The organism is Pedobacter roseus, from assembly GCF_014395225.1.
In the GTDB taxonomy this organism is placed as follows: Bacteria; Bacteroidota; Bacteroidia; order Sphingobacteriales; family Sphingobacteriaceae; genus Pedobacter; species Pedobacter roseus.
Window position 1 is genome coordinate 4,643,422 of record NZ_CP060723.1, and the last position, 11,331, is coordinate 4,654,752.

At 36.7% G+C, this 11,331-nt stretch carries 9 protein-coding genes; 1 reads left to right on the plus strand and 8 read right to left on the minus strand.

Annotated features, from left to right (window positions below):
* Positions 1-158: 158 nt before the first annotated feature.
* Positions 159-2,750, plus strand: coding sequence for an NACHT domain-containing protein (locus H9L23_RS18990; RefSeq protein WP_187591819.1), 2,592 nt, complete (start codon positions 159-161; stop codon positions 2,748-2,750).
* Positions 2,751-3,400: 650 nt separating this feature from the next.
* Here H9L23_RS18990 and H9L23_RS18995 read toward each other — a convergent pair.
* From H9L23_RS18995 to H9L23_RS19030, 8 genes are all read right to left on the minus strand, one after another.
* Positions 3,401-4,240: an OmpA/MotB family protein gene (locus H9L23_RS18995; RefSeq protein WP_187591820.1), complete on the minus strand. Its 840-nt coding sequence runs from the start codon at positions 4,238-4,240 to the stop codon at positions 3,401-3,403.
* A gap of 174 nt (positions 4,241-4,414) precedes the next feature.
* A complete protein-coding gene (locus H9L23_RS19000; RefSeq protein ID WP_187591821.1) occupies positions 4,415-5,077 on the minus strand; it encodes a DUF2461 domain-containing protein in 663 nt (220 codons plus the stop codon).
* Positions 5,078-5,215: 138 nt separating this feature from the next.
* Complete coding sequence (locus H9L23_RS19005; protein ID WP_187591822.1) at positions 5,216-5,614, minus strand: DUF983 domain-containing protein; 399 nt, start codon at positions 5,612-5,614, stop codon at positions 5,216-5,218.
* 4 nt (positions 5,615-5,618) lie between these two features.
* Positions 5,619-5,891 (minus strand): hypothetical protein, encoded by a 273-nt coding sequence (locus H9L23_RS19010; RefSeq protein WP_187591823.1) that lies wholly within the window; start codon positions 5,889-5,891, stop codon positions 5,619-5,621.
* Between the two features lie 117 nt (positions 5,892-6,008).
* Positions 6,009-6,926: a hypothetical protein gene (locus H9L23_RS19015; protein WP_187591824.1), complete on the minus strand. Its 918-nt coding sequence runs from the start codon at positions 6,924-6,926 to the stop codon at positions 6,009-6,011.
* A gap of 156 nt (positions 6,927-7,082) precedes the next feature.
* Positions 7,083-8,441, minus strand: coding sequence for a DUF4302 domain-containing protein (locus H9L23_RS19020; protein ID WP_187591825.1), 1,359 nt, complete (start codon positions 8,439-8,441; stop codon positions 7,083-7,085).
* 10 nt (positions 8,442-8,451) lie between these two features.
* Positions 8,452-9,834 (minus strand): substrate import-associated zinc metallohydrolase lipoprotein, encoded by a 1,383-nt coding sequence (locus H9L23_RS19025; protein WP_187591826.1) that lies wholly within the window; start codon positions 9,832-9,834, stop codon positions 8,452-8,454.
* A gap of 11 nt (positions 9,835-9,845) precedes the next feature.
* Positions 9,846-11,324, minus strand: a complete 1,479-nt coding sequence (locus H9L23_RS19030; protein ID WP_187591827.1) for a RagB/SusD family nutrient uptake outer membrane protein — start codon at positions 11,322-11,324, stop codon at positions 9,846-9,848.
* Positions 11,325-11,331 lie beyond the last annotated feature (7 nt).

Consider the following 11,331-nt stretch of genomic DNA (forward strand, 5'->3'; position numbering starts at 1 on the left):
AATCTATATCTAGAATAGCAAGCTATCCTATCCATTGCTATTCATTTTCCCTAAAGACGTTTCATTCATTTTATTCATACAGACCATTCTTCGTGAATAGATTTCTTCAATTGTGAAATTATGATGACATTAGCGCTAGTCATCCCATCAGTCAATTCATGAACGCTAACGATCTCCTTATCGAACTCAGGAAATTTGTCCTTATAAAATCTGGTTTGAGAAACATCGACCCAGCCCATTGTAAGATCATTTCCGAGTATGTATTTCAAGAAACCAAGAACTACGTAAGTGAAACTACTATAAAGCGCTTCTTCGGTTTCGCCAATACCCTACATAAATTTTCATTGTTCACACTGAACAGCCTTTCGCAGTATATCGGCTACAATGATTGGGATGCATTTTGTAAAGACAAGGAAAACCAGACCACTTCTGTTCAGAGTGTATGGCAGGATTTAAAGCTAAAAGCACAAGCCATTACCGAGGTATCGTTAATTGCAAAAAAAAATAATTCAGGTGTTCCGTTTAATGCCACAGCCAACAGAAGTTTTTTCTATCCCGATTTCGATTACTTCCTCAAAAACAATTATCAGTTTACCACGGTAAGTGCACAGCCCGGTCAGGGTAAATCAATTTTGCTGGCACACATGGTAGAATATTTCTTCTTTTCAGAAAATGCGCTCTATAAAAACGATATTGTTTTAATGGTTAACTCTACCAGCATTAATACCATAATACAAAATGGAGCCACTTTAAAAGATTGGTTTTTAAAAGAGTTTAAGTTTGGAAGTTTAAGTGAACTGATAGGCTTTTTTAAGAAAAATCCCGAGAAACGCGAAGGCCGCTTTATCATTATTGTTGATGGCATTGACGAGTTGTTGGGCAAAAGCAATTATTTTAAAACCTTTATCGATTTTTTATACAGCATAGAGGAAAATAATTTTGTTAAACTTGTTTTTGGACTGCGTACCAACAGCTGGATTAATTTACAGCCTGCCATTTACGGATCAGCATCTTTAACAAAAGCCTGGTACACCGGATTGTTTTATGATGAGGATACTTTAAGTAATGTGCCCCCCTTAAGTGCCGAGGAAGTATTATACACCCTCAGCCACATTGAGAACAAAATTGTAAACAGGTCTGATGTAAGCCCTAACCTGTTGGCCCAGTTTAAAACGCCGTTTTGGCTACAGGTTTATTTCAAGCTCAAAGATGAGAACCACCATCTTGAGCTGAGTAATCCATTATTATGTTACGAATTAATCAGCTATTTCTTAGAAAAACGGGTATTCCTTGCTAAGAAAAGTACTGAAAAAATATTCCTGCTCAAAAAAATAAGCGATTGTATTTCTGAAGGCAACAAAAAGTTAAGGGTAGCCAAAGAAAAAATATTAAGCTACATCAATTGTTATCCCGATGCTTATGAAGAACTTTTGCATTCGGGCATTATTATCGAAGAAAAAAGACTGAGTACCACTATTCCTACCGAAATTGTCCGTTTTTTAAGCGACGATATTTACACTTATTTCCTTTTTATACAGATTACAGATAAGTTTGAATACAAACCCGGAAAATCATTTTTTGAGTATATTTTAAATAGTTTCCCGGCACAAAACTCGCGCAGAGACCATATTTTAAACTGGTCGATCAGGTTTTGTATCAACAGGAATGAAATTGCAGCCTTAAAGAATATTTTTAAACTTCCCTTTACCAACAGGGAGAAAAACAGTGCTTTCGATTTTATCTGTTATGTATCAAAATTCGAGCTTGCCAAGCCCAACTCCAACTTTAACAAGTTAAGTATCGACGTCGATTTTATCGACATTATGGCTTCTGGCAGAACGATGAGCCCGCTTTACAAAGAAACGATCAAAACCATTTCGGAGAACGTGCTTAACGAAGATATCCAGATTATGCTGCATGTAATAGAGTGCAACGTAAACCTGATCGATGTAGATAAAATATCGCTGGCAAACACCATGCAACTCCTAAAAAGGAATTACAAAAGGTTAAATGAACTGTTTCCAATCAATCCGTACGACTTAATTTTATATTTCTACAATAACCTCGTTAACAAACCCACCGAAAGCAAAACTCTTGAAGATAAAATTACTAAACTTTGCCAGGATATAGACAGGAGCAGTCCGCGGAAAAATGAAGAAATTACGGCCACTGAGATATTATCCTACCGTTTGGTACTGATTGCCCTTTTCTCGCAGAAAAGTTATGCTGAATGCCACCGTTTTATTATGGCTATTTTAAGTAAATACCCCAATATCTTTTACGTAAGGCATTCCGTTTTTTCGCCCTTCCTATTGCTTCATTTAGGCCAAACCTACATTAAGCTCAATTATTTTAAAAAGGCACAGCGCATTATGCAGTTTGTAGATAAGATCATCAGCAGCGATTATAGTTACCATACCAATTTCATCCTGGCCAGTGTTAGGATTTTTAAGGCAAACTTTTATAACGCCACAAACAATTATGAACAGGCACTGATAGAAGCCAACGCTGGTTTAGAAATTACACATCGAAATGATTTTAAGATGTTCGAGATTTCGCTTTTATTAAGTAAAATCGACAGCTTAAAACATACTGAAGAATCGGAAGAAGTATCGAACGTAATTAAAGAACTGCTTAATTTTTTAACCCTACACAAACTCTCTATGCCTGATTATTCGAACTTAAGCGGCACTGAATTTGAACATACCTTTAAAATTTTAAAATCTTACCGCCGTCACCAAAACCTATAAAAGAGGTCTTCATCTTCAAAAACTATAAGTTTCTCATCTCCTGGCGTTAAACATTTTTTTTTTGGAGCGCAAGGTCTGTATAAAACAATAAATTTCTTCCCGTTTTTTGCTTTTACGCTTTCCCGAAAATTTCGGAATGCCTCGTTGCTTCAGGGTAACGCTTCAACCGGGGCTATATGGCCAAACAGCTTTTCATTTTTGAGGGCGCAGGGTGCTTAGACCTTTGTTCCTAAACCCGGTTCATTTCCTGATAAAATAAGAAATGCCCTTTAATAATAATTTAACCAATACTTGTCACGATTATTCGGGAGATAAAAAGGATGCACACAGATATAAAAAATCCGTGTTTATCTGTGTACATCTGTGGTTAAAAACCCTTAATTTAATGACGGTGGGATAACGCTTCAACCGGGGTTATTTGGCCAAACCAGCTTTTCATTTTTGAGGGTGCAGGGTGCTTAGCCCTTTGTTCCTAAACCCGACAGCAGCGAAAATACTTTTTGTTGCAGCAACCCTGAATATGCTGCCAGTAGCACAAAAAGATTGAAGCGAATGGCGGGACTGCAAAATGCCAAGAACTGCTGCACCTTCATTTCCTGATCATAAAAACATGATTATTCTAACAGGTGCTTCTTTAATTATTGATTGCCTTATTTAATCAGATTATAAAGTTCATCCAGTTTTGGAGAAAGAACGATCTCAATCCTTCTGTTTTTGCTTCTTCCATCCGCATTTGCATTGGTGCCCAATGGCTGGAATTCACCTTTACCAGTAGCGGTCATCCTTACACTCTCTACTTTTTCGTTCTCGGTTAAATAACGCACTACAGATGTTGCCCTGAGCACACTTAAATCCCAGTTATCTTTTATTTGGCCCAGATTATTTATTTTCTGGTTATCGGTATGCCCCTCTACTGCAATATTAATTTCAGGCTGCTGTTTTAATACATTGGCCAATTGCGTTAAAGCCTGTTTACCTTTTTCATCAATGATGATACTTCCCGAAGGAAATAAAAGTTTATCGGTTAAAGAAACATATACCTTACCGTTCTTAATTTCGACAGTTAAACCGTTTTTGGTAAAGCCCAATAAAGCCTGTTGTAATTTTTCTTTAAGTGAGTTGGTGGCTTCATCGCGTTTGCGCAGCACCTCTTCTACTTCTTTTAAACGTTTCTCGCGGGCAGCTAAATCGCCTGATAGTTTGGTGATCTCCGTAGAAGAGTTATTTTTAAGTTTTTTGTAGTTTGCATCAACGGTATTGTAACTATTTTGCAGGTCGCGAAGCTCTTCGGCCATTAAAGTGGTATCTTTTTTCAGCTTTGCTACTTCTTTTTCGAGATTTTCGATTTTAATTAAACCTTCATTAAAAGCGGTATAAAGCGAATCTTTGGTTCCCAATAAAGCTTTATACTTTTTTGGAGATAATACCACACAGGAGGATAGCGAAGAAAAAAAGAGGAGAACGGCAAAGGCAAGAAAGGTATTTTTCATGTTTAAAGTTTCAAGAGTTTAGTATTAGGTTGGATATTCAGTAGCAGGTATTTAGTAGCAGGTATTTAGTAGCAAGTATCAAGAGGGTTATTCTGTTTGAAATTTGGTCATTGCTACTTGGTTATTGATCATTGCTATTTGGTTATTGATTATTGTTAATTTGTCATTGTTTGTTTATTGTTCTATTGCGTTTCGTAAAAATGCAACTAAAGGTTGTACCGTTTTAAAAGAACTTATCAACTTATTAACGAGGTTCGGCTTTAAAAATTCTTCATCGCTGATTTTCGTCGTGGCTTCGAAGCTTTTCAACTTCAAGAATTCGATGTTTGGATCTGCCGGATCATAACCTTTCGGGGCGTTTTTAAGGGCATTATCAACACCTAGCTTAAAACTTTTTTTAAAATCATTATCATTGATAATTTCTTTAAAATCGCCAATATTATAATCAATTTCCTGTCTGATCAGTTTTAAATGCGCTGCTTCGGGCATCCAGTAACCACCTGCCAGAAACCCTTTGCCCGGTTGAATGTGCAGGTAATAACCTGGTTCGTTGCCTCCCTTGCTTTTTGCCGAAAACCAGATACCAAAGTTATTTTTATAAGGGTCTTTATTTTTACTGAAACGTACATCGCGGTAAATGCGCAAAAGGCTCTTTTTAGGGTCTGCCTCTGCAGAAAGTAACGGATCTACCTTAGCCAGTTCGGGGATAAGTGTGGCTACAAGCTCAAGCACATCGGCTTTTGCTGTTTCGTAAATATCTTTATTGGCTGCAAACCATTCGCGGTTATTATTTTCCGCAACATCTCTTATAAAATTTAGCGTTTCTTTTTTAAGCATACAGGTTTATGGTTAACTGGTTAATTGTTTTAATCGGTTAACCGGCTCAAAGGCCAGCCACAAATTTCAAACTCGTTTAATCGATCAATTGTTTGATCGATCAATCTAACAATTAACCAGCTTATACAATTTAAACAATTAACCCTTATCGTAATACGGTTTGTATTTGATATTTGGTGATAAAACATGAAGCAATATCATCCTCGAGTAACGGTAATTAAAGGGATACAGGATAAAACAGCCTGCAAAAATGACGATCAGATAATGCCAGAAGGTAGCATCTGTTAATGGTCCGAAAATTAAATAGGTAATGAAACTGGCCAAAAGCATTTCGATTACATTCATCGCATAGCTTACATACATGGCGGCGTAAAAGTAGCCCGGCTCAATTTCTATCCGTTGTGCGCAATGACCGCAGATTTCTTTAGTGTGCTGAATGTTCCAGCCGTACATGCTGCCGGTAAAAATATTTCCTCTACGGCAATGCGGGCATTTACAATGCACAATGGCATATAATTTTGAAGTTTGCCCTTCCATGCTTTTAATTTAAATTGAAAGGTTCTTTTTTCATGTTGAGGTGAACGTTCTTTTTACGGTATTTTTTATACCAAACCACACCAACAATTACGGCCATTAAATAGGGAACAGACAAAAGATACAAAACACCCGTATTCAAACCCGCCGTTTGTGTATTGCCGTTTTTAACACCCTGCTCGGCATTAATGGTACACATCGAACATTGTGCATTAACATTAGGGCATACCGCAAAGGTAAACACCAGCACAAACAGGATAAAAATTGCTTTCTTCTTCATGGATTACAAATATAAGCATAAACGGTTGGAGGGGCTTAAAAATTATGTCATAAAAAAACCTCACTTTTTTGAGTGAGGTTTTTTTATAATGTATATAAAATTTATCACTACAAATAATTATCCATTAGGATCTACAGTTACAAGAAGTATTTCTATAACAGAGCCATCTACAATATGGTAATATTTATGAAGATTATTTACCAATTCGGATTGTGAATCATAATAACCATCAGGAACAAATGAAATAAAACCATTATCAATATAATATTTATTGTTTAAGCTATTTAAAAAAATCGAAGTATATCGATGAGGAATAAATTGACCTAAAAGATTATAATCTGCCTGATAAAATATATCTGAAGTTGAAGGAATAGGAAGAGGGGCTGCTGGAATAATTCCTACAATAGATTGAGATGGACTAGTAACGCTAGATCTTACGCATTCTATAAACTGATAAATTGCATAAGCTAAGCCAATGTAACCTAAGTATTTTAATCCAACGAACCTCAAAGCTGCTATAGCAGTTTCGGCACTCATTCCGACTTTAAAAGCACTAACAAACAGACCATATGCTGTATTAAATCCTAATGCTGCTGCTGCACAACTAACCCATCTTGGATCACCTCCAGCGGAATTATTGGCAGCATCGTACAAAACAGCCAACATTGCTTTTTGCTGTGGAGTAAAATTTAGAATATAAGCTTTTTCTTCATAAGTCAAAGTATTCCATTCCTGTGTCCCAACAACTTGGTCAACTAAATTATTATATAATACAGTTCCTGATTCAACTGTAGGCTCTAAGAGTAAGGTTGCTTGACTCTCATCTAAATTTTGAATGTCAGTTGGACTTAAATCATTGAATGGTTGTGGATCAAATGTCGAAGCTAGTACTGTGAGGTAATTTTGTGAATTTTTAGCAATTGATAAATCTTTAATTTCATTTACAGTTGATTTATCGCTCAATATCTGTTCTTTTTTACAGCCATTGATGATAATTAAAGAAAATAAAAGCGTGAGATAGATTAGTTTTTTCATTTTTGTTTTTAATTGGTTAGGTGATTTTTATCATTATATAATAATTCTTAATTCGTATTACAATTTAAGTTGATTGATTGTCTTACTAAAGAAAATAAGTTTACCCTAAATATAAGCCCCGAAAATTTCGGAGGCTTAAGAGTATTAATTTTGCAATTAGTTTTTAATGGCTACGCCATAATAAAAATTAGTAGGATCACTAACCTTATATAAACCAGCCAAACCAGAAACTGAAGAGTTCGAACTCACCACCCAGTCTAATTTAAACGTTGGAGCTGTAATGAAATAATTTTTAATTGCAGTAACTACCCAACCATTATTCCAGTTGGCATTCGAAGCCGAAGGAACATAGTTAGATAATGTAATGATATCATCATTAATTGTATAAGTGTATGATGCATCAGCTAAATACCTGGTAGTACCCGAAACAAACCAAACTTCCAATTTAGCTGTTGTAGCTGTTAGCAATCTAAATTGCATCGACTCCATTGAAACATTATTCAAGTCGTAACTAGCAATTTGAGATGTCCATAATGCATTCCATCCAGAAGTAACACCTAGAGGGAGATTTCTACCGGTAATCATAATTCCGTTGTATGCCCCATTATATTTAAATAATGTTTTAAATGCCAGTAATGGTGTAGGGTTACTTTTAATAATGTATTCCTTACCTGTAGAATCATAAAGTGCCAGGGTAGTTGCATCTTTCCATGCAAATTTAACGAATGTTACTCCCTGATATACCAAACCAGAACCCAATAAATCCATAGCATCTACCTTAAAGGCAAATTTGGCAATACCTGAAGCAGTAGTTACACCATCTGCCAATAAACCCGTAAAACTTACCCGCTTACCCGACGACATATTGTTTGATGCATTAACAGAAATCCCGGCTTTTAGCGTGGTCGAACCGGATACAATTTCAATATAGGGATTAGCAGTAGTTGTAAAAAAAGTTTTAAACTTATCAATTGCTGTTTTATAACTTCCGGCAACATAGGCTGCTTTTTGAGCTGCGGTTGCCTTAACCAATACCAATGGCTGACGGAATTGACGCCCAACCATAATTAAGCTATCAGGAGTTGACCGAACATAAGTAAACTCAACATCCGATGAAAAACCACTTCCCTGTACGCCACCAAAAACAGCTCCCTTTGGATCTTGAAGAACCGATAGGTAATTGTAGGTATCAAATGATAAAGAAGCTCCCAAACCAGATGTAACCCTATAGGTAGATGTAGCGGCAGTTGCCATTGCAACATCCGAAATATCACTGTACATGGTCACTTTCTGATCTGCAGTAAAATCCATATAAAAACCGTAACCACCACCTGCAGAGGTAGGTAATGTAGCAATCCATCCGTTTGGAGCTGAAGTAAGTGTGGTGTTTACCAAATTAATGGCATCACCTATTCTATCCTCCGGACTTTTATCAAAAACTGACTCGAAAGAGGATTTCTTACACCCGGCAAATACAACCAGGGTTAAAAGAAATAGATATAATATTTTTTTCATAATTAAAGTCTTATAATGTTTGACCTAATGCCCCATAAAAGTAATTAGTAGGTGTCCCGCTTAAATAAAATCCTCCATAACTATTAAAGTTGTCGGCATTAATAGAAGCTGGCAACCAAGCTGCAATGAACGTTTTGCCTGTTAGATATGCCTGAATAGTATTTGTAAAAGAGGCAGTAAATAGTGCTCCATTACTAAATGTTGTACCAGTACCATTGGCTACTTTAGTAAATGTTACAGCTCCTGTAGTTGCATTAACAGTGTAGTTAAATGAATAATCACCAAAATACTGTGTTGTTGCATTAGAAAATGCTGCCCGTACTGTCAATACAGTAGCTGATTCAAATCTCATCTGAATATAATCAAGATGATATTTTTGTGTTGCATTAGCAGCTAAAACCGCAGCCTTGAATGTATTGTAAGGCGTCGCAAAATCTGAAGAAATACCATTATCAGCATAAATTGGACTTTCTAAATTAATAGTCATTGTTTTAAACAAATTCTGTCCCATCCAATAAGGAAAACTTGCAGGAGCATATTTATATTGATTTCTTACCACATTTTGTACTTCCTGCTGCAATTTTCTGAAATCGACACCCAGGTTAATGGTGAAATATTGTACCACACTAGCCTCTTTAGCTTTCAGGGCAGCTTTACCAACAGCAGATGCTGCATTTGCCCTTGCATCAAACCAGGCTTGGCCAAATACTAACAAATGAGAGGTCATTTCAGCAAAATCCTCAACCGGCTCGCTCGATGCATAAGGTGTTACATATCCGTTGTCTCTGGCGGTAGCATCAGCTACAGTTGTCCAGGTTGCATTATAAGTTGATTTTGTGATATTCTGAAAATCAGCAGGCATTGGTACCTGTTGATTCAAAATGTGCGTAAACTCGTGATGAATGGTTTTTAATTTTCCAACCACAAGAGCAGCATCATTTACGTTAAAATTATTAACATCATAAATGGTAACACGCCTACCCGCTGATGCAGTAGCCAAAATCATTGATCCATCGGTTTGGTAAGCACCAGATCCAAACATTATCCACTCTTTTGGTATACTCTTTTTGATAAAAGTAACGCCAGCAATTTTCCGATAGGGCAAAATGAAACCATCAAGTACAGTTTGCATCTGTGGTCTTACTTGTGCAGTATTACTAGGGGCAACATTTTTATCATTATCGTAATAATACCTGGTGTAACGATAAATCACGTCCATATTATACTCATCCAAAAATGTTGTTTTTAACCAGGCATCTAAATCTGTATTTGCAACAGGATTATCAATATTGTATTTAGTTAAATCAACATTAAGCGCCGCTTCTTTACGGCATGAAACCATCATACCAAGAAGAGCGATAAAGCTTAAGGTTTTAAATATATTTCTTTTCATAACAGTATATTTTATCTAGGATTTAATGGTACTCCAGAAAGTTTTGCTTCTTCAGGAATTTGGAACAAACGACGGTTATCATCAGCACCTAAGGTCATCGAGCCTTCTACTCCATTTTCTAAGGTATTATGAACTACAGGCAAGTGATTTCTCAATAAATCCATCCACCGCATACCCTCCTGTAAAAACTGTGCTTTTTTAATGCTTAATATCAACTTGACAATTCCATCTGTCATATCCGTAGTGTTATAAAAGCTTGCTACTCTAGCTTGGGTTACTACATCACTACCAGCATTATACCCACTTACCGTATTGGCCAGGATTATATTTACATCTTTTAATGCATTATCAAACTGACCCAGTTTAGCATAGGCTTCGGCCCTGTTTAATAAGGCCTCATCCGTAGTTAATAGTGGGGCCATTAAATATGGATAGCCAATCTGTGCAACCTGATCTGTGATAAAGAAATATTCGTAATACTTATAAGTGGTATAATTTGGAGCTCCATAAGAAAGGATTTTATTTGCATAAGCCTTTCCGGTAATGTTACCCGATACGCCACCTGCTGCAAACATTTTCACCAAATTCTGTCCATACCCATACCTTGGGCTGGTTAATCTTTGATAAGCTGAATACTGATTTGCAAGTAACAGGTTAGCTTTTAAATCAGATCTTGTATAGGCAGCTCTGTAATCAGCAGTACTTAATGCCGCAAGTGTCGAATTTACCGGTCTTACTATCGAAGTATAATCTCCTCCGGCTGTTACCAGGTTAGCATGATCAATAGCTTTTTGCCAATCACCTTTAAACAGGTAAAAACGGGATGCAAAAGCATGGGCAGCAGCTGGTGTAAAGTGATATTTTGGTACCGAATAGGCACTGGCTGATAATAATGCAATCCCTTCATTCAGATCTTTTTCGATTTTATCGTAAGTAGATTGAACTGTACCTCTCTCGTAAGGCTGGATCACCTTAGTTTCGGGAGTGGTTACATAAGGGATACCAGGCGAACTATTGGCTCCACCAATGGTATATTCTTTGGCGAAAAACGTAACCAACATAAAGTGGGCATAAGCTCTTGCCACCAAAGCTTCGCCTTTGTATGGCAAAACAGCATTTCCGAAGTTGTTCTGCTCAATAGCCTGCAAAGCCTGATTTGCTGCTGCAATACCTGCATAACAACCATTCCAGTAATTGGTTGAACTTCCTGTACTTGCACCAACAAAATCCTTCCAAAAATAAGGTAATGTAGACACATCGTCTGTTGAACCAACACCGCTTCCTTTATCTTCTGCATTATCAGAAGCAGCCTCTGTAAATGTATAATAATCGTACTGTGGGTAAGCAGTTGCAACCAGTTGCGCTACCTTTGATACCGAGTTAATTTCTGTTCTATTATCGGGTTCTTTATCTAAGTACTTATTACACGATTGTGCCGTAAGTAAAAGAGGTAGCCCAAATAATAAAAATTGTATTTTGTTTAATTTCATAATAATT